17 protein-coding genes and 1 pseudogene are annotated in these 26,149 nt (G+C 74.6%); 6 read left to right on the top strand and 12 right to left on the bottom strand.

Features of this window, described 5'->3' with window-relative positions:
- Positions 1-210: 210 nt before the first annotated feature.
- From pepN to ADL08_RS24310, 4 genes are all read right to left on the bottom strand, one after another.
- The gene (gene pepN, locus ADL08_RS24325) at positions 211-2,697 is read right to left on the bottom strand and encodes an aminopeptidase N (RefSeq protein ID WP_053646435.1); all 2,487 of its coding nucleotides are present in this window, start codon (positions 2,695-2,697) and stop codon (positions 211-213) included.
- A 66-nt stretch (positions 2,698-2,763) separates the two neighbouring features.
- On the bottom strand, positions 2,764-3,750 hold the full coding sequence (locus tag ADL08_RS24320) for an asparaginase (protein ID WP_053646434.1): 987 nt from the start codon (positions 3,748-3,750) through the stop codon (positions 2,764-2,766).
- A gap of 295 nt (positions 3,751-4,045) precedes the next feature.
- Positions 4,046-4,387, bottom strand: a complete 342-nt coding sequence (locus ADL08_RS24315) for a chorismate mutase (protein WP_053646431.1) — start codon at positions 4,385-4,387, stop codon at positions 4,046-4,048.
- A gap of 11 nt (positions 4,388-4,398) precedes the next feature.
- Positions 4,399-5,286: an AraC family transcriptional regulator gene (locus ADL08_RS24310; RefSeq protein WP_053646429.1), complete on the bottom strand. Its 888-nt coding sequence runs from the start codon at positions 5,284-5,286 to the stop codon at positions 4,399-4,401.
- 108 nt (positions 5,287-5,394) lie between these two features.
- Between ADL08_RS24310 and ADL08_RS24305 the strand changes: the two genes are divergently transcribed.
- A complete protein-coding gene (locus tag ADL08_RS24305; RefSeq protein WP_053646427.1) occupies positions 5,395-7,209 on the top strand; it encodes a glycoside hydrolase family 35 protein in 1,815 nt (604 codons plus the stop codon).
- Positions 7,210-7,331: 122 nt separating this feature from the next.
- Here ADL08_RS24305 and ADL08_RS24300 read toward each other — a convergent pair whose 3' ends face one another.
- The gene (locus ADL08_RS24300) at positions 7,332-8,117 is read right to left on the bottom strand and encodes a S1 family peptidase (protein WP_420709645.1); all 786 of its coding nucleotides are present in this window, start codon (positions 8,115-8,117) and stop codon (positions 7,332-7,334) included.
- A 163-nt stretch (positions 8,118-8,280) separates the two neighbouring features.
- On the opposite strand from ADL08_RS24300, the gene ADL08_RS24295 reads away from it, so the two are divergent.
- Entirely contained in the window at positions 8,281-9,165 is an 885-nt protein-coding gene (locus tag ADL08_RS24295; RefSeq protein ID WP_053646423.1) for a hypothetical protein, read from the top strand.
- Between the two features lie 95 nt (positions 9,166-9,260).
- Complete coding sequence (locus ADL08_RS24290) at positions 9,261-10,739, top strand: ankyrin repeat domain-containing protein (RefSeq protein ID WP_053646421.1); 1,479 nt, start codon at positions 9,261-9,263, stop codon at positions 10,737-10,739.
- A 14-nt stretch (positions 10,740-10,753) separates the two neighbouring features.
- Here the strand turns inward: ADL08_RS24290 and ADL08_RS24285 are convergent, their stop codons facing one another.
- From ADL08_RS24285 to ADL08_RS24255, 7 genes and pseudogenes are all read right to left on the bottom strand, one after another.
- A complete protein-coding gene (locus ADL08_RS24285; RefSeq protein ID WP_078968407.1) occupies positions 10,754-11,176 on the bottom strand; it encodes a ribonuclease domain-containing protein in 423 nt (140 codons plus the stop codon).
- A gap of 202 nt (positions 11,177-11,378) precedes the next feature.
- Positions 11,379-13,016, bottom strand: coding sequence for a DEAD/DEAH box helicase (locus ADL08_RS24280; protein WP_053646419.1), 1,638 nt, complete (start codon positions 13,014-13,016; stop codon positions 11,379-11,381).
- Positions 13,017-13,364: 348 nt separating this feature from the next.
- Positions 13,365-13,736: pseudogene (locus tag ADL08_RS37315) on the bottom strand (VOC family protein); the annotation flags it as partial.
- 170 nt (positions 13,737-13,906) lie between these two features.
- Complete coding sequence (locus tag ADL08_RS24270) at positions 13,907-14,626, bottom strand: vWA domain-containing protein (protein WP_053646415.1); 720 nt, start codon at positions 14,624-14,626, stop codon at positions 13,907-13,909.
- Between the two features lie 168 nt (positions 14,627-14,794).
- Positions 14,795-16,255 carry a glutamate synthase subunit beta gene (locus ADL08_RS24265; protein ID WP_053646412.1) on the bottom strand — a complete coding sequence of 487 codons (1,461 nt, stop codon included), beginning with the start codon at positions 16,253-16,255 and terminating at the stop codon, positions 14,795-14,797.
- A complete protein-coding gene (gltB, locus tag ADL08_RS24260; protein WP_053646410.1) occupies positions 16,248-20,810 on the bottom strand; it encodes a glutamate synthase large subunit in 4,563 nt (1,520 codons plus the stop codon). The genes ADL08_RS24265 and gltB overlap by 8 nt, the downstream gene beginning before the upstream one ends.
- A gap of 476 nt (positions 20,811-21,286) precedes the next feature.
- Positions 21,287-22,015, bottom strand: a complete 729-nt coding sequence (locus ADL08_RS24255) for a VIT1/CCC1 transporter family protein (protein WP_053646408.1) — start codon at positions 22,013-22,015, stop codon at positions 21,287-21,289.
- 256 nt (positions 22,016-22,271) lie between these two features.
- Between ADL08_RS24255 and ADL08_RS24250 the strand changes: the two genes are divergently transcribed.
- The 3 genes from ADL08_RS24250 to ADL08_RS24240 all read left to right on the top strand — a co-directional run bounded on the left by ADL08_RS24250 (position 22,272) and on the right by ADL08_RS24240 (position 26,147).
- Positions 22,272-23,267: an ADP-ribosylglycohydrolase family protein gene (locus tag ADL08_RS24250; RefSeq protein WP_053646406.1), complete on the top strand. Its 996-nt coding sequence runs from the start codon at positions 22,272-22,274 to the stop codon at positions 23,265-23,267.
- A 470-nt stretch (positions 23,268-23,737) separates the two neighbouring features.
- Positions 23,738-25,015 carry an ADP-ribosylglycohydrolase family protein gene (locus ADL08_RS24245; RefSeq protein ID WP_234352241.1) on the top strand — a complete coding sequence of 426 codons (1,278 nt, stop codon included), beginning with the start codon at positions 23,738-23,740 and terminating at the stop codon, positions 25,013-25,015.
- Positions 24,924-26,147 carry an ADP-ribosylglycohydrolase family protein gene (locus tag ADL08_RS24240; RefSeq protein ID WP_053646404.1) on the top strand — a complete coding sequence of 408 codons (1,224 nt, stop codon included), beginning with the start codon at positions 24,924-24,926 and terminating at the stop codon, positions 26,145-26,147. Before ADL08_RS24245 ends, ADL08_RS24240 begins: the two co-directional genes overlap by 92 nt.
- Positions 26,148-26,149: the final 2 nt, after the last annotated feature.

Genomic DNA, 26,149 nt, shown 5'->3' with positions numbered 1-26,149 from the left:
GCGTCGAGGACGGCGCCCAGGAGGGGCCGCAGGGCGTCGGCGCCGGGGGCGCCTCCGGCGAGGGGTGGGGGTGCGGCACGCATGGACGACAGGGTGCCGGGGGGTGCGGGGTTTTGTCCGGCGAGTGCGGGGGTGTGACCCGAACGGGGGACATGGGGTGGTGTTTCGGTGGCGGGTGGTGCGGGGACCGGGGTCCCCGCACCGTCCGGCTCAGGCCTCTCTGGCGCGCAGGGCCCGGCGCAGGTCGTCGAGTTGGTCGACGAGCTTGCGGTGGAGGGCGGGGATCATGGGGGTGTCGGCCAGGTGGCGCTCGCCGAGGGCGAGGGAGTCGGCGTCGACCGCGTGGGCGGGGAAGGCGTGGCGGCCGGCGGCTTCGGCCATGGCGGGGCCGCGCCGGTCGCCGAGGGCGGCGGCGGCCTCGTAGAAGCGGGGCACGTACTCCCTTACGAGGTCGGCCTGTTCGGGCTGCCAGAAGCCTTGTGCGGTGGCGGTGAAGAGGTAGTTGGAGAGGTCGTCGGAGTCGAAGAGGGCGGACCAGGCGGCCGCCTTGGCCTCGGGGGTCGGCAGGGCGGCGCGGCAGCGGGCGGCGCCCTCCTGGCCGGTGGCGCTGGGGTCGCGTTCCAGTTCGGCGGCGATGGCGGCCTCGTCGGTGGCGCCGAGGACGGCGAGCCGGGCGAGGATGCGCCAGCGCAGCTCGGGGTCGAGTTCGGGGCCGCCGTGGACGGTGCCCTCGTCGAGCCAGGAGGCGATCTTGTCGGGGGTGGTGGCGCTGTCGACGAAGGCGCGGACGGCGGTGAGGCGCAGTCCGGGTGCTTCGCCGTCCTCGGTGCGGCGCAGCAGGGCGCGGGCGATCTCGCAGACGACGGCGAGGGCGGCGGGGCGTTCGTCGGCGGGGACGTACCGGTCGGCGATCTGGTGGCGGGCGAAGGCCAGGACGCCCTGGACGACGGCGAGTTCGGGCTCCTCGGCGAGGTGCACGCCGGCGACCACGAGGTAGTCGGCGGGGGCGAGGTCGCCGTCGCGGACCTGGTCGCGCAGCGCGTTCCAGACAACGGCGCGGGTGAGCGGGTCGGGGATGCGGGAGAGGCCGCGCAGGGCGGACTCCTCGGAGACCTCGTCGAAGCGGAGCTTGGTGTAGGTGAGGTCGCCGTCGTTGAGGACGACGAGGGCGGGGCGGGGGCCGGTGAGTTCGGCGGGGGCGTCCTGGGGGACGTCGAGTGCGCGGTGTTCGCGCAGGACGAGGTCGCCGGAGGGGTCGCGGTCGTAGAGGCCGGCGGAGATCCGGTGCGGGCGGGCGCCGTCGCGGTCGACGGTGAGCTTCCAGTGGAGGCCCTCGCCGTCGAGGCGGGGGGGGGGGGGGTCGACGCCGGGGGTGCGGAGCCACTGCTCGGCCCAGCCGTGGACGTCGCGGTCGGTGGCGGCGGCGAGGTTGTCGATGAAGTCGGCGAGGGTGGCGTTGCCGAACCGGTGCCGCTTGAAGTGGATGTTGATGCCGGCGAGGAAGTCCTCCTCGCCGAGCCAGGCGACGAGCTGGCGGAGGGCGGAGGCGCCCTTGGCGTAGGAGATGCCGTCGAAGTTGAGGAGGGCGGAGGCGGTGTCGGGGACGGCCTCGGGGTCGGGGGCGACGGGGTGGGTGGAGGGCCGCTGGTCGGCCTCGTAGCCCCAGGCCTTGCGGGTGACGCCGAAGTCGACCCAGGTGTCGGGGAAGAGGTCGGAGCAGGCTTCGTTGACGGTCTGGTAGCCCATGTACTCGGCGAAGGACTCGTTCAGCCAGATGTCGTCCCACCAGCGCAGGGTGACGAGGTCGCCGAACCACATGTGGGCCATCTCGTGGGCGATGACCATGGCGCGGGTCTGGCGTTCGGTGACGGTGACGGCGGAGCGGAAGACGAACTCGTCGCGGAAGGTGACGAGGCCGGGGTTCTCCATGGCGCCGGCGTTGAACTCGGGGACGAAGGCCTGGTCGTAGGAGTCGAAGGGGTACGGCTCGTCGAACTTCTCGTGGTAGCGGTCGTAGCAGGCCTTGGTGACGGCGAGGATCTCGTCGGCGTCGGCGTCGAGGTGGGGGGCGAGGGAGCGGCGGCAGTGGATGCCGAAGGGGAGGCCGGCGTGTTCGGTGCGGACCGAGTGCCAGGGTCCGGCGGCGACGCAGACGAAGTAGGTGGAGAGGAGGGGGGTGGGGGCGGCCTTCCAGGTGCCGTCGGGCTGCCGTTCGGTGATGCCGTTGGCGAGGACGGTCCAGTCGTCGGGGGCGGTGACGGCGACCTCGAAGACGGCCTTGAGGTCGGGCTGGTCGAAGGCGGCGAAGACGCGCTGGACGTCCTCCATGAAGAGCTGGGTGTAGACGTAGGACTCGCCGTCGGTGGGGTCCGTGAAGCGGTGCATGCCCTCGCCGGTGCGGGAGTAGCGCATGGTGGTGGTGACGCGCAGCTCGTGGTCGCCCTCGGTGAGGCTCAGCGGGAGCCGGTTGCCGTCGAGGGCGGCGGGGTCGAGGGGCTCTCCGTCGAGGGTGGCGGAGTGCAGGGTGACGGGCTTGAGCTCGACGAAGGTGTCCCCGGCGGCGCGGGCGGTGAATCGGACGGTGCTGGTGGACTCGAAGGTCTCGGCGCCGGTGGTGAGGTCGAGGTCCACCAGGTAGCGGTGGACGTCGAGGAGCTGGGCACGGGTCTGCGCTTCGTCGCGCGTCAGTACGGACATGGGCCCTATGCTGCCCGATGCCCGGGGCCGTCGGCAGGGGCGAGGGGGAGAACCTTGCGGGGGGGCTCAGGCGGTTCCGGAGCCGTTCAGGTGGGTGAAGGCCGCGGTGATGCGGGGGCGGTCGTAGCCGGCCGGGCCGGCGGCGCCGCTGGAGAGCAGGGCGTGGAGGAGGATCCGGGCCTTGGCGGGGTCGAGCGGGCCGGCCGGGACCAGTCCGCGGCGCAGCAGGTCGTGTTCGGAGCCGGGGCCCCGGTAGGTGTGCGAGAGGGTCGCTCCGCCGCCCGTGCGGGAGGCGAGGACGACCGGGACGCGCCGGGCGATCGCGGCGAGGGGTTCGACGAGCGGGGCGGGGACGTGTCCGGCGCCGAGGGCGGCGACGACGAGGCCCTGGAAGCGGTGGTCGACGGCTTCGAGGAGTTCGCCGCGGTCGCCGAGGGAGAGGGTCACCAGGGCCACCCGGATCTCGGGGTCGAGCGTCAGCGGGCGGGGGGTGGCGGGCGCGGCGGGGCGGAACAGGATCCTGGGTTCGCCCTCGACGACGGTGCCGAGGGGCCCGGCGCCGGGCGAGGCGAAGGTGGCGACCGAGGTGGTGTGGGTCTTGCGGGCGTGGCGGGCGGCGTGGATCTCGTCGGCGAGGACGACGAGGACGCCGAGGTCCCGGCAGGCGGGGTCGGCGGCGACGGCGAGCGCGGCGGCGAGGTTGGCGGGGCCGTCGGCGCCGGGCAGGTCGGGGCGGCGCATGGCGCCGGTGACGGCGATCGGCCGCTCGGTGGTGCAGAGCAGGTCGAGGAGGAAGGCGGTCTCCTCCAGGGTGTCGGTGCCCTGCACGACGACCGCGCCGGAGCCGGCGGCGACGGTGGCGCGGACCTCGGCGGCCAGGTCCGCGAGGTCGGCGTGGGTGAGGGAGGAGCTGGGGACGCGGCGGAAGTCGCGGAGGACGACGTCCTCGGGCGCGCCGAGCGCGGCGAGCACCTCCGGGCCGGACATGCGGGCCGCGTCACCGCCGCGCGCGGAGATGGTGCCGCCGAGGGTGAAGACGGTGACGCGGGCCATCAGCGTGCCCCGTCCGCGATCGCCTCGCGCGCGGAGGCGGAGGCGGGCGCGGGGGCGAGGGCCGTGGTGTGCGCTGTCACCGTGCTCCGTCCGTGATCGCCTCGCGCGCGGAGGCGGAGGCGGAGGCGGAGGCGGGCGCGGGGGCGAGGGCCGTGGTGTGCGCTGTCACCGTGCTCCGTCCGTGATCGCCTCGCGCGCGGAGGCGGAGGCGGAGGCGGGCGCGGGGGCCGTGGTGTGCGCCGTCACCGTGTTCCGTCCGCGATCGCCTCGTACGCAGGAGCCGTGGTGTGCGCCGTCAACGCGTGCCGTCCGCGATCGTCTCGTGGTGGCGGATGACCTCGGCGATGATGAAGTTCAGGAGCTTCTCCGCGAAGGCCGGGTCCAGTTTCGCGTTCTCGGCGAGTTCCCGCAGGCGGGTGATCTGGCGGGCCTCGCGGGCGGGGTCGGCGGGCGGCAGCTGGTGCTCGGCCTTGAGGACGCCGACCTGCTGGGTGCACTTGAAGCGTTCGGCGAGCATGTGGACGACCGCCGCGTCGATGTTGTCGATGCTGTCGCGCAGCCGGGTCAGTTCGGCGCGTACGGCCTCGTCGGCGGCCGTGGGGGGAGCCGGGGCGGGGGTCGGGGTGGAATCGCTCATGACCTGCGAGCTTAGACGGAGCGCGGGGGGATCGTCGGCGGGTGTTCGGGATCCGGGACGCGGTCGCTCCAGCCGCCGGGCACGGAGCGCCCCTGCTGTTCGCGGAAGCGGATCGGGGCGGTGCCGACGCGGCGGGTGAAGAGCCGGGAGAAGTAGGCGGGGTCGTCGTAGCCGACGCGGCGGGCGACGGCGGAGACGGGCAGTTCGGTGGCGGCGAGGAGTTCCTTGGCGCGGCCGAGGCGGACGGTGAGCAGGTAGTCCTTGGGGCTGCAGCCGGCGGCGCGGCGGACGGCGGTGCGCAGTTCGGCGGGGGTCATGCCGTGGCGGGCGGCGTGTTCGGCGACGGAGAGGGGGGTGAAGGCGTCGCGGGCGAGGGCGGCGAGGACGGGGTCGCCGTCGGCGTTGGTGTCGGCGCGGGCGCGGCGCAGGGCGACGAGCAGTTCGTGGACGGCGGCGCCGGTCTCGACCTCCAGGAGGGGGTTGCCGGGGCGGGCGGCGCGGGCGATCCGGGCGATGGCGTCGCGGGCGGGGGCGGCGTCGGCGAGGGGGACGACGGGCCGGTCGGGCTCGATGTAGCCGAGTTCGGTGTAGGTGGCGGCGGCGGGGCCGGAGAAGTCGACGAAGGCCTCGTCCCAGCCGGTGCCGGGGTCGGCGCCGTAGTGGTGGGGGGTGCCGGGGGTGAGCCAGATCAGGGAGGGGGCGGTGACGGCGGTGCGCCGTCCGTCGGTGCCCCGGTACCAGCCGGCGCCGGCGGAGACGACGACGGCCACGTGGTGGTCGAGGGTGCGGGGTCCGACGGTGGGCAGGGTGCCGTGCTGGAGTCCGACGCCGAGGCAGACGAGGCCGAGGCGGTGGTGGACGGGGCCGGGCGTGAAGTAGCGCATCCAGGTGTGGTACATGCGGTGGTGCCCCTTCCCCGGGGCCCCCGGTCGGGTGGGCCCTAACGTCCAAACTGCGACGATCTTTGTCCATGGACGGGTCCGCCGCCAGGGGGTGAGGTGGTGCCCATGAGCACGTTCGCTGTGGGTGACGAGGACTTTCTGCTCGACGGGCGGCCGGTGCGGCTGCTGTCGGGGGCGCTGCACTACTTCCGGGTGCACGAGGGTCACTGGGAGCACCGGCTCGGGATGCTGCGGGCGATGGGCCTCGACTGCGTCGAGACGTACGTCCCGTGGAACCTGTACGAGCCGGAGCCCGGCCGGTACGGGGACGTGGCGGCGCTCGGCCGGTTCCTGGACGCGGTGGGGCGGGCGGGGATGCGGGCGATCGTGCGGCCGGGGCCGTACGTCTGCGCCGAGTGGGAGAACGGCGGGCTGCCGCACTGGCTGACCGGGCCGCTCGGGCGGCGGGTGCGGACCCGGGACCCGGAGTTCCTGGCGCCGGTGGGGGCCTGGTTCCGGCGGCTGCTGCCGCAGGTGGTGGAGCGGCAGGTCGACCGGGGCGGTCCGGTGGTCCTGGTGCAGGTGGAGAACGAGTACGGGAGCTACGGCAGCGATCCGGTGTATCTGGAGTGGCTGGCGGGGCTGCTGCGGGAGTGCGGGGTGGTCGTGCCGCTGTTCACCTCGGACGGCCCGGAGGACCACATGCTGACGGGCGGGTCGGTGCCGGGGGTGCTGGCGACGGCGAACTTCGGCTCGGGGGCGCGGGAGGGTTTCGCGGCGCTGCGGCGGCACCGGCCGTCGGGTCCGCTGATGTGCATGGAGTTCTGGTGCGGCTGGTTCGACCACTGGGGCACGGAGCACGCGGTGCGGGACGCGGCGGACGCGGCGGCGGCGCTGCGGGAGATCCTGGAGTGCGGGGCGTCGGTCAACGTGTACATGGCGCACGGCGGGACGAACTTCGGGGGCTGGGCGGGGGCGAACCGGGCCGGGGAGCTGCACGACGGGCCGCTGCGGCCGACGGTGACCTCGTACGACTACGACGCGCCGGTGGACGAGGCGGGGCGGCCGACGGAGAAGTTCCGGCGCTTCCGGGAGGTGCTCGCGGAGTACGCGGAGGGGCCGCTGCCGGAGGTGCCGGAGCCGCCGGCCCGGCTGGCGGCGCCGGTGCGGGCCGGCTTCGGGGGGTGGGCGCCGCTGGACGCGGTCCTGGAGGTCCTCGGCGGCGAGGAGGTGGTGGCGGCGGTGCCGCCGGTCTTCGAGGAGCTGGGGGTGGACCGGGGCCTGGTCCGCTACCGGGTGGCGGTGCCGGGTCCCCGGCAGCCGTACCCGCTGGGGGTGACGGGGCTGCGGGACCGGGCGGTGGTGTACGTGGACGGGGTCCTCGCGGGGGTCCTGGACACGGGCGACGGGGAGGACGTGGCGCTGGCGGAGCCGGTGGCGGGTCCGGCGGTGGTGGACCTGTGGGTGGAGTCCCTGGGCCGGGTCAACTACGGGCCGCGGCTCGCGGAGCCGAAGGGGATCACCGGGGGCGTGCGGCACGAGCGGCAGTACCTGCACGGGGTACGGGCGCGGGGGCTGCGGCTGGACGCGTTCGAGGCGGCGGCGGTCGACAAGGTCCCGTTCGAGGAGTTCGGCTCCGGGGAGGCCGGTCCCGGGGAGGTCCGCTCCGGGGAGGTCCGCTCCGAGCGGGTCCGCTCCGGGCCGGGGCTCCTGCGGGGGACGCTCGACGTGGCGGGCGCGGGGGACGCGGTGCTGCGGCTGCCGGGGGCGACCCGGGGCTTCGTGTGGGTGAACGGCTTCTGCCTGGGCCGCTACTGGTCGGCGGGTCCGCAGGAGGCGCTGTTCGTGCCGGGTCCGGTGCTGCGGGAGGGGGCGAACGAGGTGTGGGTCCTGGAGCTGGAGGGGGACGCGGGGGCGGGGGTCGAGCTCGACGTCCTGTGAAGCGGCCCCGAACGAGTGGGGCCGGACGGGCCGTGCACACCGGGCCGGCCCACACCGGCCCGGTGTGCGGAGGGGTGCTCCGGGGCCGAGGCCGCCCCGGAGCGCCCGTTCACGGGGTGCCGCTACAGCGTGGCGGCGGCGGACTTGATGGCGGCGGCGAAGGTCGAGACCTCCGTGTAGACGCCGGGGTAGTTGGGCCGGGCGCAGCCCTGGCCCCAGCTCACGATGCCGACCTGGACCCAGGCGCCGGCGTTGTCCTTGCGGAACATCGGGCCGCCGGAGTCGCCCTGGCAGGTGTCGGTGCCGCCCTGGGCGTAACCGGCGCAGATCTCCTCGGCGGGGACGAGGTCGTTGCCGTAGGAGGCCTTGCAGGAGGCGTCGGAGACGAACGGGACGTTCGCCTTGAGCAGGTAGCGCTGCTGGCCGCCGCCCTCGCGGGCGGCGCCCCAGCCGGCGACCGTGAAGGTGCCGGTGTTGTAGGCGGTGGTCTCGGCGAGCTTGAGGTTGGGCAGGGAGGTGATGGGGCTGGCGAGCTTGATGAGGGCCCAGTCCTTGCCCGTGCCGTTGTAGCCGGGGGCCTGGAGGACCTTGGTCGACTTGACCTTGATGGCGCTGCCGCTCTGGAGGTCCACGACTCCGGCGGTGGCGGTGATGCTGGTGTTGTTGCCGGAGCCGCTCACACAGTGGGCGGCGGTGAGGACGACCTGCGGGCTGATCAGCGAGCCGCCACAGCCCATGGAGAGCCTGACCATCCAGGGGAACTCGCCCTGGGCGGCGCGGGTGCCGCCGACGACGGGGGCCGGGGCGGCGGAGGCGGTGGTGGTGGGCTGGAGGCTGACGGCCGCGAGGACGACGGCGCCGGCGGCGGCCAGCTTCTGGAGCGCGCGGACCGTTCTGTTCTTCTTCACGTATCTGCCTTCTCTCGTGGGGGGTCGACCCAGACGGTTCATGACATGCGCCCGTCAAGGTGTGGTCCGCATTATGAACAGCGCTCAACCGCCGTCACAAGGAAGCCTTTTCGGCCAGCTGCGATGTGAGGGACCGTACAGTGGACGGAAGGGGTGATCCGGCATGCCGCACCGTCCAGAGGCCGATCGTGTCGTCCACGGCTTTCCGCACCGGGCCGCGGTCGGGGCCTCGCTCACCGCGCTCCACCGCCGCCTCTCCGCCGACGGCGTGCGCCGCTGGCCGACGAGCGTCACCGCCGCCGACGTGGCCCTCGACGACGACGAGGACCTGCACCTGGGCACCCAGCGGGTGGCCCGCGCCCTCGTCCGGCACCTGGGCCTTCCCGAGGCCCGGATGGTGGTGACCTTCCGGCGGATGGAACACGCCGGCACCGTCGAACTGGCGCCCGGACCCGAGTACTTCGTGGAGGTGCACGAGCGCTTCCGGACCCGCCGCAGGGACATCGGCGCGGTCCTCGCCCACGAGATCGCCCACGTGCTGCTGCACCGCCTCGACCTGCGCTTCCCGCGCACCGCCGAGAACGAGATCCTCACCGACGTGGTCACCTCCTACCTGGGCGCCGGCTGGCTGCTGCTCGACGCGTACCGCGAGGACGGCGTCGAGCACCAGAAGCTCGGCTACCTGACCCCGGAGGAGTTCGGCTACGTCCTCGCCAAGCGGGCCGAGGCGTTCGGCGAGGACCCGTCGCCGTGGTTCACCAGCCAGGTGGCGTACGACGCGTGGGTGCGGGGCCGGGCGGAGGCCGCCCGGGAGCGGACGGCGCCGCCGCTCGCCGGGGCGGGCCGGGTCGAGCGCGGCCGGTACGCCTGGGAGCGGCGCCGGGGCCGGGCCGGCGAGGGCGCCCCGTACGCCTTCGACGGCGGGGCGCCCGCCACCCGCGTCTCCTTCGCCTGCCCGGTCTGCCGCCAGCGCCTGCGGATCCCGGCCGGGCGGACGCTGCGGGTCCGGTGCGGGGTGTGCGCCACGGTCCTGGAGTGCGCGGCCTGAAACCGCGCCCCGCGCCGCGGGGCTCCGGTCCCCGTCCCGCACGCCCTGCGGCAATCGATTTGCGCCATGTGCCGACGGCGGGTCAGGGTCGGTGCATGAGCACGCTGTTCGACGCGATCCGGGCCGGGGACGAGGACGGGGCCGTACGGGCCCTGAGGGACGGGGCCGACCCCGGGGAGCGGGAGGACGGGGAGACCGCCCTGTACCTGGCGTCCGTCGGCGGCGAGGACGGAATCGTACGGGTGCTGCTCGCCGCCGGGGCGGACCCCGGCCGGGGCAGCGGCGAGGAGGACGGCGACCTGCCGCTGTGCGGGGCGGCCTGCTGCGGGCACACCGGGACGGTGCGGGCGCTGCTCGCGGCGGGCGCGGCGGCGGACCAGGAGGAGGGGTACGGCTTCACGGCCCTGGCCTGGGCCCTGCGGCTCGGGTACGCCGACATCGCGCGGCTCCTCCTGGAGCACGGCGCCGACCCCGACCGGCCCGGCCCCGACGGACTCGGCCCGCTCCTCGCCGCCGCCCGGCGCGGCTCCACCGGCTGCGTGCGGGCGCTCCTCGACCACGGGGCGGGGGGCAGGGAGGCGGCGCTGCGGGAGGCCCGGCGGTGGATCGGCGCCGACATCGCGGCCGAGCTGCGGCGCGGGCTCGTCGCCGGGAACGAGGGCGGGCAGACGTACGAGGCGGTGGTCCGCCGGGTCCGGGAGGACGGCGGGATCACGGTGGTCGTGGAGCTGCTGCGGGAGAACGGCGCTCCCGGGCGGGGCGACGACCGCCAGACCGGGCACGCGGCGATCGCCACCCTCCTGGAGGCCTCGCTGGGCCTGCGCACCTCCGCCGAGGAGCTGGCGGCGCGGGCGCTGCGCTGCGGCGACCCCGGGCTCGACGACTGGACGACGGCGGTGGCCGAGCTCGCGGGCCGGGCCGACGAGGAGACCTTCGTGGCGGCGGCCGGCTGGTGCGCCTACCGGGATCCGCTGCGGCGGGCGCTCGGCGCGCGTGTCCTGGGCGCCCTGCCGGGCTTCGCCCAGAGCGCCCTGCCGGTCCTGAGGCGGCTCGCGGCGGAACCGGCGGGCCCCGCGGGCCCGGCGCGCGAGCCCGCCCTGTCGGTGGTGACGGCGCTCGGGGAGTGCGCGGACCCGGCGGCCGTGCCCGAACTGCTCGCGGCCGCCGGGCATCCCGACGCGGTGGTGCGGCGGGCCGTCGCCGGGGCCCTGGCCGGGATCGTGCCGGCCGGGCACGTCGAGGCCCTCGGGGTGCTGCTCGCGCTGAGCCGGGACGGCGACGCCCGGGTGCGGGACTGGGCCACGCTCGCGCTCGCCGAACTGCCCGACGACACCCCGCTCGTACGGGAGGGTCTCGCCGAGCGGCTCGGCGACCCGGACCCGGAGACGGCGGCGGAGGCGGCGCGCGGGCTCGCGATCCGCCAGGACCCGCGCGCCGTCGACGCGCTCGCGGCGGTCCTCGCGGACGGCGAGGCGGACGGCGCGGCGCGCGAGACGGCGCTCGCCGCCCTCGAACACGTCCGGGACCCCCGGGTCAGGACCCGCCTGGAGTGGACGACCCCGCGCCGGTCCTGAGGGCCGCCGGACGCTCAGCAGCCGTGGTCGATCAGGTCGAACGAGGCGTAGTGGTCGGCGGTGTAGTAGTCCTCCTGGGCCGCGTTCCCGGTGACGATCCGGCGGGCCCCGCGGTTCGGGGAGCCCGGGGTCTTCACCGTGTACTCGTGGTAGTACCCGGACGCGCGGGAGGGCAGGATCCCCTCCCTGTTCTGGAAGACGGACCCGTCCTGGCTGTACGGGAAGGGGCCGCCCGCGTCGATCAGGCCCAGGGTGGTGCGGGCCTGGGAGGGCAGGGCGGAGGAGCAGATCTCCCCGACGGCCGCGACGACGGCGCGGGCGGAGAGGGCAGTGGGCGCGGGGGCCGGCGCGGCGGTGGCCGGGGCGCCGAGGAGGAGGGAGGAGAGGAGGGCGGTGGCGACACCGCCGGCGAGGGTGAATCGAGGGGGGATGCGCATGCTGGGGATGATGATGCGCGTAGACACCGCCCGGGAACCCCGGCGGGCCTCAATTCCCCGGATGTTGACCGCTCGTTCGCGTACGTACGGGACCTGTGAAGACGGGACCGACGGGGACGACGGGGACGACGGGGACGAACGGGCGCGGGCGGCGTCGTCGTCACGACACCGCCCGCGCCCGGATCCGTACGCCCGCGAGGGGTTACGTGTTGTCGGACGCCGGCCGCTGCCGGGGACCGCGGGGGCGGCCCGTGCCCGCCGTGCGGCGCCCGCCGCGGGCGGTCCCGGCGGTGGAGGCGGCGGCGCGGCCGGTGCCCGCGCCCCGGCCCGTACCGGAGCCCCGGCCGCCGGCCGTGCCCGTGCCGGCGGTGCGCGCCGAGCCGGTGGTGGCGCCGGTGCCGGCGCTCCCGGAGGCGGCCGGACGGCGACGGCGGCGACCGCCGCCGGTGCCGGTGCCGCCGGATCCGGCCGGCTTGCGGGGCGGGGTCGGCTGGGGGGTCTCGATGACGATCGGGACGCCGGAGGGCTCCCGGGCGCCGGTGAGCTCGGCGAGCTCCTCGTCGCTGGACTTGATCTGGGCCGTGCGGGGGCTGATGCCCGCGTTCGACATCAGACGGCCCATGTCGCGCTTCTGCTCGGGCAGGACCAGGGTGAAGACGCTGCCGGACTCGCCGGCGCGGGCGGTGCGGCCGCCGCGGTGGAGGTAGTCCTTGTGGTCCATCGGCGGGTCGACGTTCACGACCATGTCGAGGTCGTCGACGTGGATGCCGCGGGCCGCCACGTTCGTCGCGACGAGCGCGGTGACCTGGCCGTTCTTGAACTGGTCCAGGGTCCGGTTGCGCTGCGGCTGCGAGCGCCCGCCGTGCAGGCCGGAGGCCCGTACGCCGTTGGCGAGGAGCCGCTTGACCAGCCGGTCCACGGACCGCTTGGTGTCGAGGAAGAGGATCGTGCGGCCGTCGCGGGCCGCGATCCGCAGCGTGACGGCCTTCTTGTCGGTCTCGTCGGCCACGTACAGGACGTGGTGCTCCATGGTGGTGACCGCGCCGGCCGACGGGTCGACGGAGTGGACGACCGGGTCGTCGAGGAACATCTTGACCAGGCGGTCGATGTTCCGGTCGAGGGTGGCCGAGAACAGCAGGCGCTGGCCGCCCGGCTCGACCTGCTTCAGGAGCTTGGTGACCTGCGGCAGGAAGCCCATGTCGGCCATCTGGTCGGCCTCGTCGAGGACGGTGACGGCGACCTGGTCGAGGCGGCAGTCGCCCCGGTCGATGAGGTCGTGGAGGCGGCCGGGCGTGGCGATGAGCACCTCGGCGCCGCGCCGCAGCGCGGAGGACTGCCGGCTGATCGACATGCCGCCGACGACGGTGGTGATCCGCAGCCGCAGGGCGCCCGCGTACGGGGTGAGGGCGTCGGTCACCTGCTGGGCGAGCTCGCGCGTGGGCACCAGGACGAGCGCGAGCGGCGCGCCCGGCTCGGCGCGGCGGCCCGCGGTGCGGGCGAGCAGGGCGAGGCCGAAGGCGAGGGTCTTGCCGGAGCCGGTGCGCCCGCGGCCGAGCACGTCACGGCCGGCGAGCGAGTTCGGCAGGGTCGCGGCCTGGATCGGGAACGGCTCCGTGACGCCCTGCTCACCGAGGGTCCGCAGCAGGCCCTCGGGCATGTCGAGGTCGGCGAAGGAGGCCACCGCGGGCAGCGCGGGCGTCACCGACACCGGCGGCGTGAACTCGCTCGGCGGCGGGGGCGCGGCGGGACGGCGGCCGCCGCGGGAGGCCTTCGGCTGGGACGTGGACTTCGCCTGCGCGGTGCGGGAACCGCGCTTGTGGGGGCGCTCGGAGCGGGTCATTCGTGCCTTTCTGGCCGGTGCGCCGCCGAGCCCTTCTGGCCGGGTGCGCGGCGCAGCGGGGGCCCGTACCTGCGCGGTACGGGCCCCGGCTGCTCTGTCCGGAACACGTGGTACGGGCTCCGGGCTGTCTACTGTCGCCAGGACACCCCGTTCGGGTCCCGGCCGTCTCGTGCTTCCGCGACCGGAGCGCGCACTGCGGCTCCGGTCGTCTCTACCGGAACAATAGTGCGCCCCGGGACCTTCCCGCCCCGCCCGGCCGATGCCCGGACGGATCGGCCCAGCCCAGCAGCCTCCGACGTGGCCCACCTCACAGCGGCCGGCCGGTCGCGCGCCGGGTCAGGAGGCGGTGGCCTCGCGCTCCGCGCGGCTGCGCTCGACGCAGAACTCGTTCCCCTCGGGGTCCGCCAGGGTCGCCCAGCCGGTGCCGTCCGGGTTCCGGCGGTCGTCGAGGAGGGTCGCGCCGAGGCCGACGAGGCGCTCGACCTCCTCGTCGCGGGTGCGGTCCTGCGGCTGGAGGTCGAGGTGGACCCGGTTCTTCACCGCCTTCGGCTCGGGCACCTGGACGAAGAGGAGCGCGATCCCGGGCGACTCGACGAGCGCCTCCTCGTCCCCCGGCCGGTCGTCGTCGGAGAGCTTGGTGTCGAGGGCCTGGGCCCAGAAGGAGGCGAGGGAGTAGGCGTCGGCGCAGTCGATGGTCACGTGGCGTACGAGAGAGCTCATGGCGTCATGGTCCTCGCCGGGGCCGGGCGACGGCCACCGGTTTTCGGGCGGGGGCCTCTTTCGGGCGGGTGCCGGTTCCGGACGGCACCGGTTTTCGGGCGGGTGCCGGTTCCGGACGGCACCGGTTTTCGGGCGGGCGCGTCGCGGGGCGCGGGTCCGGCCGCCGGTCCTCACGTCCGGACGATGCCCCGGGCCCGGGCGGCGGCGAGCCACGCCGGGAACTCGGAGACGAGCCGGTCGTACAGCTCGGCGTCCGGGACCCGGCCGGGGTCCTGTCCCGCGTGGAAGAACCCGGCGTTGTCGACGGGCCGCTTCGCCGGGACGTCCAGCTCGTCCAGCCCGCGCAGGAAGTCGAACTGCCGGCTGTCGGGGTCGCCGAAGCCGATGAACTGCCAGAAGAGCGGCAGCCGGGCCGCCTTGCACACGTACCGTTCGGCGGCGAGCTTGTTGATCGGTCCGCCGTCGGTCTGGAAGACGACGAGCGCGGGCGCGGTCGAGCCGCTGTCCAGGTAGTGGTCGATGACGGCGTCCATGGCCAGGTGGTAGCTCGTCTTCCCCATGTGCCCGAGCCCGGCGACGATCCGGTCGATCCGCCCCTCGTGGTCGTCGAGCCGGATCTCGGTCTCCGCGTCGACGTCGGTGGAGAAGAACACCACCGGCACCCGCCCGTCGTCGTCGAGGTGCGCGGAGAGCCCGAGGACCCGGTCGGCGAGCGCCTGCACGGCACCGCTCCGGTAGTACGGCTTCATCGAGCCGGAGTGGTCGACGACCAGGTAGACGGCGACCGGCTGCCCGTCGATCCCGTGCCGCCGCAGCGACTCCCCCGCCGACTTGTAGAGGTTCACGAGCGCGGGCGCGGTCTCCTCGACCTTCCGCAGGCTCAGTGCCATGGACGTCCCCCCTCGTGCGCGGCCGTTTCCGGCGTCCTGCCGAGCGTACGGCAGCGTCCGGACGCGCCGCGGCGCCCACCCGGTTCGTCCGGTCGGGGACAGGTCGGGGGGCGCCGCGCTCAGTTCCGCACGTCGTTGTACGGGACGTTCGGGGGTGATCCGGCGGGATCAGACCGTCAGCGAACGGTCCGTCGGGCGGATCGGGGCCGGCAGGGAGCTGGCGCCGGTCAGGTGGCGGTCCACGCCGCGGGCGGCGGAGCGGCCCTCGGCGATGGCCCAGACGATGAGCGACTGGCCGCGGCCGGCGTCACCGGCGACGAAGACGCCGTCGACGTTGGTGGCGAAGTCCGCGTCACGGGCGATGTTGCCCCGCGCGTCGAGCTCCAGGCCGAACTGGGCGACCAGTCCGTTCGCCACGTCCGTGCCGGTGAAGCCCATGGCGAGGGTGACCAGCTGGGCGGGGATCTTCCGCTCCGTGCCCGGCTTCTGCGTCAGCCTGCCCTCGACGAACTCGACCTCGACGAGGTGGAGGGACTGGACGTTGCCGTCCTCGTCGCCCTCGAAGTGGGTGGTGGAGACGGAGTAGACCCGCTCGCCACCCTCCTCGTGCGCCGAGGTGACCTTGTACAGCATGGGGAAGGTCGGCCAGGGCTGGCCCGGGTTCCGCTCCTCGCCGGGCCGGGGCATGATCTCCAGCTGCGTGACCGAGGCCGCGCCCTGGCGGTGGGCGGTGCCGACGCAGTCGGCGCCGGTGTCGCCGCCGCCGATGACGACGACGTGCTTGCCCTCGGCGGTGATCGGCGGGGCCACGAAGTCGCCCTCGACGACCTTGTTGGCGAGCGGCAGGTACTCCATCGCCTGGTGGATGCCGTTCAGCTCGCGGCCGGGGACGGGCAGGTCGCGGGCGGTGGTGGCGCCGGCGGCGATGACGACCGCGTCGAACCGCTTGCGCAGGTCGGTGGCGGTGATGTCGCGGCCGACCTCGACGCCGGTGCGGAACTTGGTACCCTCCGCGCGCATCTGCTCGATGCGGCGGTTGATGTGCCGCTTCTCCATCTTGAACTCGGGGATGCCGTAGCGCAGCAGGCCGCCGATGCGGTCGGCGCGCTCGTACACGACCACGGTGTGGCCGGCCCGGGTCAGCTGCTGGGCAGCGGCGAGGCCCGCCGGGCCCGAGCCGATGACGGCGGCGGTCTTGCCGGAGAGGCGCTCGGGCACCTGCGGCTTGACGTCGCCCCCGTCCCAGGCCTTGTCGATGATGGAGACTTCGACGTTCTTGATGGTGACGGCCGGCTGGTTGATGCCGAGCACGCACGCGGACTCGCACGGGGCGGGGCAGAGGCGGCCGGTGAACTCCGGGAAGTTGTTGGTGGCGTGCAGGCGCTCCTGCGCCGCCGACCAGTCCTCGCGGTAGGCGTAGTCGTTCCACTCGGGGATCAGGTTCCCGAGGGGGCAGCCGTTGTGACAGAACGGGATGCCGCAGTCCATGCAGCGGCCGGCCTGCTTGCTGATGATCGGCAGCAGGGAGCCGGGGACGTAGACCTCGTTCCAGTCGCGGACGCGCTCGGTCGCGGGACGGGTCCGGGCGACCTCGCGGCCGGTGGTGAGAAAGCCCTTCGGATCAGCCATGGGTCGCCGCCTCCATCATCTTCTCGGTGGTCTCGGCCTCGGAGAGACCGGCGAGCTCAGCGGCGTCCTTGGCGGCGAGCACTGCCTTGTACGTGGTGGGGATGATCTTGCTGAACCGGGCCGCGGCGGCGTCCCAGTCGGCGAGGAGCTTCTCGGCGACGGTGGAGCCGGTCTCCTCGTGGTGGCGGCGCACGACGTCGTGCAGCAGGGCCGCGTCGGTGTCCGACAGGGTCTCGACCGCTCCCAGGTTCCCGGAGTTGACGTTGTCCCGGTCGAGGTCGATCACGTAGGCGACGCCGCCCGACATGCCGGCCGCGAAGTTGCGTCCGGTCTCGCCGAGGACGACGGCCGTACCGCCGGTCATGTACTCGCAGCCGTGGTCGCCCACGCCCTCGGAGACGACGAGGGCGCCGGAGTTGCGGACGCAGAAGCGCTCGCCGGTGCGGCCGCGGAGGAACAGCTCGCCGCCGGTCGCGCCGTACGCGATGGTGTTGCCCGCGATGGTGGAGTACTCGGCCAGGTGGTCGGCGCCCCGGTCGGGGCGGACGATCACGCGGCCGCCGGAGAGGCCCTTGCCGACGTAGTCGTTGGCGTCGCCCTCCAGGCGGAGGGTCACGCCGCTCGGCAGGAAGGCGCCGAAGGACTGGCCGGCGGAGCCGGTGAAGGTGATGTCGATGGTGTCGGCCGGGAGGCCGGCGCCGCCGAACTTCTTCGTGACCTGGTGGCCGAGCATGGTGCCGACCGTGCGGTTGATGTTGCGGATGGCGACCTGGGCGCGGACCGGCTGGGCCTCCTCGGCGGAGGCGGCGTTCAGTGCCTCGGCGGCGAGCTGGACCAGCTGGTTGTCGAGGGCCTTCTCCAGGCCGTGGTCCTGCTCGACCAGGGCGTGGCGGACCGCGCCCTCGGGGAGCTCGGGCACGTAGAAGAGGGGCTCCAGGTCGAGGCCCTGGGCCTTCCAGTGCGTGACGGCGCGGCTGGTGTCGAGCAGCTCGGCGTGGCCGACGGCCTCTTCGAGGGTGCGGAAGCCCAGCTCGGCGAGGAGTTCGCGGACCTCCTCGGCGATGAACTCGAAGAAGTTGACGACGTACTCGGCCTTGCCGGAGAAGCGGTCGCGCAGGACCGGGTTCTGGGTGGCGATGCCGACCGGGCAGGTGTCGAGGTGGCAGACGCGCATCATGACGCAGCCGGAGACGACGAGCGGCGCGGTGGCGAAGCCGAACTCCTCGGCGCCGAGCAGCGCGGCGATGACGACGTCGCGGCCGGTCTTGAGCTGGCCGTCGGTCTGGACGACGATCCGGTCGCGCAGGCCGTTGAGCAGCAGGGTCTGCTGGGTCTCGGCGAGGCCGAGCTCCCAGGGGCCGCCCGCGTGCTTGAGGCTCGTCAAAGGAGACGCGCCCGTGCCGCCGTCGTGGCCGGAGATGAGGACGACGTCCGCGTGGGCCTTGGAGACGCCGGCGGCGACCGTGCCGACGCCGACCTCGGAGACCAGCTTCACGTGGATGCGGGCGACCGGGTTGGCGTTCTTGAGGTCGTGGATCAGCTGGGCGAGGTCTTCGATGGAGTAGATGTCGTGGTGCGGCGGCGGGGAGATCAGGCCGACGCCGGGCGTCGAGTGACGCGTCTTGGCGACCCACGGGTAGACCTTGTGGCCGGGCAGCTGGCCGCCCTCGCCGGGCTTGGCGCCCTGGGCCATCTTGATCTGGATGTCGTCGGCGTTGACCAGGTACTCGCTGGTGACGCCGAAGCGGCCGGAGGCGACCTGCTTGATGGAGGAGCGGCGCGCCGGGTCGTACAGGCGGTCCGGGTCCTCGCCGCCCTCGCCGGTGTTCGACTTGCCGCCGATCCGGTTCATGGCGATGGCGAGGGTCTCGTGCGCCTCCTTGGAGATGGAGCCGTACGACATGGCGCCGGTGGAGAAGCGCTTGACGATCTCGGAGACCGGCTCGACCTCGTCGAGGGAGATCGGGGTGCGGCCCTCGGAGGCGAAGCCGAAGAGGCCGCGGAGCGTCATCAGCCGCTCGGACTGCTCGTTCACCCGGTCGGTGTACTGCTTGAAGATGTCGTACCGCTTGTTGCGCGTGGCGTGCTGGAGGCGGAAGACGGTCTCCGGGTCGAACAGGTGCGGCTCGCCCTCGCGGCGCCACTGGTACTCGCCGCCGATGTCCAGGGCGCGGTGCGCCGAGGGGACGCCGGAGGCGGGGTACGCCTTGGCGTGGCGGGCGGCGACCTCCTTGGCGACGACGTCGAGGCCGGCGCCGCCGATCTTGGTGGCCGTGCCGTTGAAGTAGGTGGCGACGAAGGTCTCGTCGAGGCCGACGGCCTCGAAGACCTGGGCGCCGCGGTAGGAGGCGACGGTGGAGATGCCCATCTTGGACATGACCTTGAGGACGCCCTTGCCGAGGGCGTAGATCAGGTTCCGGATGGCCTGCTCGGGCTCCAGGCCCTCGATGAAGGTGCCGGCGCGGACCAGGTCCTCGACGGACTCCATGGCGAGGTAGGGGTTGACCGCGGCGGCGCCGTAGCCGATGAGCAGGGCGACGTGGTGGACCTCGCGGACGTCGCCGGCCTCGATGAGCAGGCCCACCTTGGTGCGCTGCTTGGTGCGGATGAGGTGGTGGTGGACGGCCGCGGTGAGCAGCAGCGAGGGGATCGGGGCGTGCTCGGCGTCGGAGTGCCGGTCGGAGAGCACGACGAGGCGGGCGCCGCCCTCGATGGCGGTGTCGGCCTCGGCGCAGATCTCCTCGATGCGGGCGGCGAGGGCGTCGCCGCCGCCGGAGACCCGGTAGAGGCCGGAGAGGGTCGCGGCCTTCATGCCGGGCATGTCGCCGTCGGCGTTGATGTGGACGAGCTTGGCCAGCTCGTCGTTGTCGATCACCGGGAAGGGCAGGGTGACGCTGCGACACGACACGGAGGTCGGGTCGAGCAGGTTGCCCTGGGGGCCGAGCGAGGAGCGCAGCGAGGTGACGAGCTCCTCGCGGATGGCGTCCAGCGGCGGGTTGGTGACCTGGGCGAAGAGCTGGGTGAAGTAGTCGAAGAGCAGCCGCGGGCGGGCGGACAGGGCCGCGATCGGGGAGTCCGTGCCCATGGAGCCGAGGGGCTCGCCGGCGGTGCGGGCCATCGGGGCGAGGATGACGCGGAGCTCTTCCTCGGTGTAGCCGAAGGTCTGCTGGCGGCGGGTGACCGAGGCGTGGGTGTGCACGACGTGCTCGCGCTCGGGGAGGTCGGAGAGCTCGATCTCGCCGGTCTCCAGCCACTCCTCGTAGGGGTTCTCGGCGGCGAGGCCGGCCTTGATCTCGTCGTCCTCGACGATGCGGTGCTCGGCGGTGTCGACGAGGAACATCCTGCCGGGCTGGAGGCGGCCCTTGCGGACGACCCTGGCGGGGTCGATGTCGAGGACGCCGACCTCGGAGGAGAGGACGACGAGGCCCTCGTCGGTGACCCAGTAGCGGCCGGGGCGCAGACCGTTGCGGTCGAGGACCGCGCCGACCTGGACGCCGTCGGTGAAGGTGACGCAGGCCGGGCCGTCCCAGGGCTCCATCATCGTGGAGTGGTACTGGTAGAAGGCGCGGCGGGCCGGCTCCATGGTCTCGTGGTTCTCCCACGCCTCCGGGACCATCATGAGGACCGCGTGGGGCAGGGAGCGGCCGCCGAGGTGGAGCAGCTCCAGGACCTCGTCGAAGGAGGCCGAGTCGGAGGCGTCCGGGGTGCAGATCGGGAAGATCCGGTCCAGCGGGCCCTCGCCGAAGACCCGGGAGTCGAGCTGGGCCTCGCGGGCGGTCATCCAGTTCCGGTTGCCCTTGACGGTGTTGATCTCACCGTTGTGGGCGACGAAGCGGTACGGGTGGGCCAGCGGCCAGCTCGGGAAGGTGTTGGTGGAGAACCGGGAGTGGACCAGGGCCACGGCGGTGGCGCAGCGGCGGTCCGACAGGTCCGGGAAGAAGGGCTCCAGCTGGCCGGTGGTCAGCATGCCCTTGTAGACGAGGGTGCGGGCGGAGAGCGACGGGAAGTAGGTCGCGGCCTCGCGCTCGGCGCGCTTGCGCAGGACGAAGGCCTTGCGGTCGAGCGCGATGCCCGCGTTCTGCCCGTCGGCGACGAAGAGCTGGCGGAAGACCGGCATGGTGGACCGGGCGGAGGCGCCGAGCAGCTCGGGGGCGACGGGGACCTCGCGCCAGCCGAGGACGTCCAGGTCCTCCTCGGCGGCGATCGCCTCAATCTTCGCGACGGTGGCGTCGATGCCGTCCTCGGGGAGGAAGGCGATGCCGACGGCGTACGCGCCGGCCTCGGGGAGCTCGAATCCGGCGACCTCGCGGAGGAAGGCGTCCGGGACCTGGAGCAGGATGCCGGCGCCGTCACCGGAGTCGGCCTCCGCGCCGGTGGCGCCGCGGTGTTCGAGGTTGCGCAGTACGGTCAGCGCCTGCTCCACCAGCGCGTGGCTGGCTACACCGGTGAGGGTGGCCACGAACCCGACACCGCAGGCGTCGTGTTCGTTGCGGGGGTCGTACATTCCCTGCGGGGCAGGGCGACCGTCCATGGGCGACCAGGCGTCGGAACGCATCGGCTCTCCCGTCGTCGTCGTGGCTGGGGGCACCTCCCAGACAACGTCTGGGGGAGCGACTGCCGAGGGACGACGCTGGCCCTCCGCGAAATTTCGTGCAGGTTACATGATGGCTGGCTTCTCGCGAAGCGGATAGCGCGTTCCAACATGCGGACGCCGCGGACACGCAGCGCTGGTACTGGTTCACCTGTGGGGTGCGGCGGCAGGGACTGCCCCGCGGGGACGGATCGAGGGGGTCCGGGGGATCTCCGGGTCTCCGGCGAGCCGTCGCTGGGTGGGCTTCGTTGCCCAGTGGCGCTCATGCCTCTTTCCCGTTGGTCACGGGTCCGAAACCGCCGGGTAACCGGCTATGTATGTGGCGCTCCGCATAGTGTCTCATCGCCGCGGCGGATCGGGCCAGGGAGATACGTCACAGGCGACATGCGGCTCGGGTCGGGTCGGGTCGGGAAAAGGGGGGCGCTCCGAGCGCCCGGGGGCTACAGCGCGGCGCCGAAGAGCATGCCCAGTCCGTATGTGACGGCCGCGGCGGCGCCGCCCAGGACGAGCTGGCGGGCCCCGCTGAAGAACCAGCCGCGCGCGGTCACCCGGGCCACCAGGGCGCCGCAGGCGAAGAGCCCGAGGAGGGCGAGCAGCACGGCCGGCCAGAGGGCGCTCGCCCCGAGCAGGTACGGCAGGACCGGCAGCAGCGCGCCGAGCGCGAACGAGCCGAACGACGAGACCGCGGCGACCGCGGGCGACGGCAGGTCGTCGGGGTCGATGCCGAGCTCCTCGCGGGCGTGGATCTCCAGCGCCCGGTCGGGGTCCTTCGACAGCTGCATCGCGACCTCGCGGGCGAGGGCGGGCTCGACGCCCCGGGAGGCGTAGAGCGCGGCGAGCTCCTCCATCTCGTCGACGGGGTGCTTGCGCAACTGGCTCCGCTCGACGTCCAGTTCGGCCTGCACGAGCTCGCGCTGCGAGGCGACGGAGGTGTACTCGCCGGCGGCCATGGAGAAGGCTCCGGCGGCGAGGCCCGCGAGGCCGGTGACGGCGACGGTGCCGGAGGAGACCGCGCCGCCGGCGACGCCGGTCATCAGGGCGAGGTTGGACACGAGTCCGTCCATCGCGCCGAAGACCGCAGGCCGCAGCCAACCGCCGTTCACGTCGCGGTGCGTGTGGTTGTCGCGGTGGGCTTCGTGCAGTGGCGCCCGGGCCTCGATGACGGACATGGTGCTCCCCTCTTCGGGGCGGACCGGAACGGGCCCGCCTCCCCCTCGACTACCCTCGAAAATACGCTCGATGTAAGGGGCGCGCCAGGAAGGCAGGCCGTACTTACTGAGGCTCGCCTCACCGGCGGGCCGGATCCTGGCGGGGTGTCAGGCGGGTGACAGAGACGTTTCCGCGGCGAGTTCGCGGGCGGCGGTGGCACAGATCCAGGCAGCGGGGCGCCGCCGGTGCGCCTCGCCGAGGAAGGAGCCGCCGCACATGGTCACCACCACGGCACGCGACACGCGGGAACGGGCGAGGGGGGCGCTCCTCGGCCTCGCCGTCGGCGACGCGCTCGGCGCGCCCGCCGAGAACATGCGGCCCTCCGAGATCCGCCGCCGCTGGGGCCGGATCGAGGGCTTCGTGACGGAGAGCCCGGCGGGCACGGACGACACCGAGTACGCCGTCTTCTCGGGGCTGCTGCTCGCCCGGCACGGCTCGGCCCTCACCGTCCGCCACGTCGAACGGGCCTGGCACCGCTGGATCGCCGACCTCGACGAAGGGCCCTTCCGGGGCGCGGGCTTCTCGGAGCGGGGCACCCTGGAGAACCTCCGGCGGGGGCTCGCGGCGCCCATCTCCGCACAGCACCGGCACGCCTGGAGCGACGGCCTCGCGATGCGCGCGGCACCGTTCGGGGTGTTCGCCGCCGGGCGCCCGGCGGAGGCGGCGCGGCTCGTCGCGATCGACGGCAGCGTCAGCCACGAGGGGGAGGGCATCTACGGCGGCCAGGCGGTCGCGGCGGGGGTCGCGGCGGCGATGGCGGGGGCGAGCGTGACCTCGGTGGTCGCGGCGGCCCTCTCCGCCGTCCCGATGGACTCGTGGACGGCCCGCTCGCTGCGCCGCGCGGTCGTGGCGGCCCGGCGGGTCCAGCCGGACCCGCTCGCCCGCGAGCGCCAGGTCCGCTCGGCGGTCGTCATCGGCGGCTACCCCTGGACGGACCTGGCCCCGGAGGCGGTGGGCCTGGCGTTCGGCGCCTTCGCGGCGGCCCGCGGGGACTTCCGTACGGCCGTCCTGACCGCGGTCAACATGGGGCGCGACGCCGACACCACGGCGGCGGTCGCGGGCGCCCTGGCGGGCGCGATGTCGGGCGTCCGGGCGATTCCGGCGGAGTGGGCCACGGCCATCGCGCCGGTCACCGGCAGCTGCCTCCCCTCCATGCGCGGCTACCACGTCCTGGACGTCGCGGACCTCCTGACCCCGGAGGAGGCGGCGTGAACCCGGACAGCAGGACGGATCGGCCGGGGCCGGGGACGCTCGCGGACAGCGGTACGGCCATGGGGACGACCACCGCTACGACCACGGGGGCGGGCCCGCTCGCACCGACCCCCACCGCGAGCACCGCCCCGGGTCCGGACACCGCGCCGGGGGTCGGCACCGCCGGGGCCCTCGGGGGCGGGACGGCTCCGGGCGCGGGCATCGCCGCCGCCCCCGCGAGCGGCACCGCGCCGGGGGCCGGCACCGCCACCGTCACCACCCCTGTGGGCAGTCGTCCCGCCGGGCGTGGGGGTCCCCCCTCCGAGGGAGGGTGGGCACAGGCCCCGGTGCGGGGCACCGATCTGCTGGACGGGGCCCACGAGGGCCCGGCAGCACCCCCGGTACGCGACGCGCACGACCGGACCTCGACGCCGACCGCCCAGGTCACGACGCCGACCGCCCCGGTCCAGACGCCGACCGCCCACGTCACGATGCCGACCACCCCGGTCCAGACGCCGACCGCCCACGTCACGACGCCGACCGCCCAGGTCCCCGCGCGCCGCGACGCGATCGAGGGCCTCCTCCTCGGGCTCGCCGCGGGCGACGCCGCCGGGTGGCCCGCCGCCCGGCACCGCGCCGCCCGCATGCCCGAGTGGACCCGCCGCCTCACCCGGGAGCTCGACACCTTCGCGGAGCAGAACGCGACGACCACCCTCCCCGTCCCCATCGCCCTCAACCAGCCCCCCGAGCCCCTGCTGCTCGGCCCCTCCGACGACGCCGAGTGGGCGGCCTTCACCGCCGAGGCGATCCTCGCCTCCTCCTCCCCCGCCCTCGCCGGGCTGCCCCCGGAGCGCCGGCTCCGCGCCGCCGTCGACCTCGCCTGGAACGCCCTCGCCGGCCAGGTCGCGGCCGCCGCCGACCGCGCCCCCGAGGTCGAGTCCGCCGTCCTCCCCCTGCGCGCCCGGATCTCCGTCCGCGCCGGGCTCGGCAACCTCGCCACCGGTCTGCGCCCGCCCGCGACCGGGCACGACAACCCGCACTACTTCGACGACGCCGCCTGCGTACGGGCCGCCGTCCTGGCCGCCGTCCACCCGGGCGACCCGCGCGCCGCCGCCGAACTCGCCGAGTTCGACGCCCGGTACACCCAGGACGGCGACGGCGTCCACGGCGCCCGGGCGACGGCGGCGGCGGTCGCCGCGGCCCTCGGCGGGGCGACGGTCGACGAGTCCGTCGGGGCGGCGCTCGCCGAACTCCCGCCCGCCACCGAGATCGGCCGCAACGCCCGGCACGCCGTGGAGCTCGCCCGGGCCGCCGGCTCGGCCTTCGAGCTGGTCCCGCTCCTGGAGCACCAGATCGTGGACCACGTCTACAGCTACGGCGTCGCCGCCGCCGAGACCGTCCCGGTCGCCCTGGCCCTCGCCCTCGCCGCCCGGGGCGAGATGACGGCCGCGGTACCGGCCGCCGCCTGCCTCTCCCGGGTCGCGGACTCGGCGCCGGCGCTCGCGGGCGCGCTCACCGGGGCGCTCGGCGGCGGCCGTTCGGTCCCGGCGAGCTGGCGCGAGGCCTGCCGGACGCTCGCGGGCTGCGCGCTGCCCCGGCTCGCGGGGACGGACCTGGTGGAACTCGCCGGGCTGCTCGGAGCCACGGAACCGGCCGCCCCAGGTGGACAATTCCGACATGGAACCCACACTGGACGTGCCCACCCCGGCTGTACGCACACCGAACGCGCCGACCGCGCCGAACACACCGGGCGTTCCCACCCTGGATGACCGGATCACCGGCAGCCTCCTCGGGGCCGCCGTCGGCGACGCGCTCGGCGGCCCCGTCGAGGGCTACACCCCCGAACAGATCCTGGAGCGCCACGGCGGCCGCGTCACCGGGATCGTCGGCCCCTGGAACGGCGACGCCTGGCGCACCGCCCGCCCCATCGCCCCGTACCACAAGGGCGACGGGCACGTCACCGACGACACCCTGATGACCCACACCCTGATCAGGGTGTACGAGAAGGTCCGCGGCCACCTCGACGCGTACGCGGTCGCGGACCACCTCGTCCCCGAGCTCATGAGCTCCCCCGTCTGGATCCCGGAGCTGGAGGCGGAGGCGCTGCCGCTCCAGCGGATCTTCCTCGCCGAGAAGTGGATCGTGACCCGGCTCCACTACGGACACGTGGACCCGCGCGAGGCCGGCAGCGGCAACATCGTCAACTGCGGCGCCGCGATGTACATGGCGCCGGTCGGGCTCGTCAACGCCGCCAACCCGCAGGCCGCCTACGCCGAGGCCCTCGACCTGGCGGGCGCGCACCAGTCCTCGTACGGCCGGGAGGCGGCGGGCGTGTTCGCGGCGGCGGTGGCGGCGGCCTGCGTGCCGGGCGCGACACCGGCCTCGGTCGTGGACGCGGCCCTGTCGCTGGCGAAGGACGGCACGGAGGCGGCGATCGAGGCGGTGGCCGAAGCGGCCTGTGGCCACACGGACTTCGAGACCGCCCTCACCCCGCTGCGCAGGGCGGTGGCCCCCTTCGACACGGTCGGCCCCGACTACCGGGCGCCGTCCCTCGGCGCCCGGCGCCCCTCCCGGCTCCACGCGATCGAGGAGCTGCCGATCGCCCTGGGGATGCTGCTCGTCGGCGCGGGCGACTTCCGGCGCACGGTCCTGGGCGCGGTCAACTACGGCCGGGACTGCGACTCGATCGCCACGATGGCGGGTGCGATCGTGGGCGCGCTGCACGGCGAGGCGGCCGTGCCGGCCGACTGGGCGAAGCGGGTGGCGGAGGCGAGCCGGCTCGACCTGCACGCCCCGGCGCGGGCCCTGGCCGGGGTCGCCCGGGAGGTCTTCGCGCGGGACGCGGAGGCGCGCCGGGCCCACGAGTCGGCGTTCACGGCGCTGACGGGCGCGGACCGGTGAAC

This window comes from Streptomyces sp. NRRL F-6492 (assembly GCF_001280125.1).
In the GTDB taxonomy this organism is placed as follows: domain Bacteria; phylum Actinomycetota; class Actinomycetes; order Streptomycetales; family Streptomycetaceae; genus Streptomyces.
Note: the sequence above shows the minus strand (reverse complement) of the source record. Positions and strands in the feature narration are given on the sequence as shown.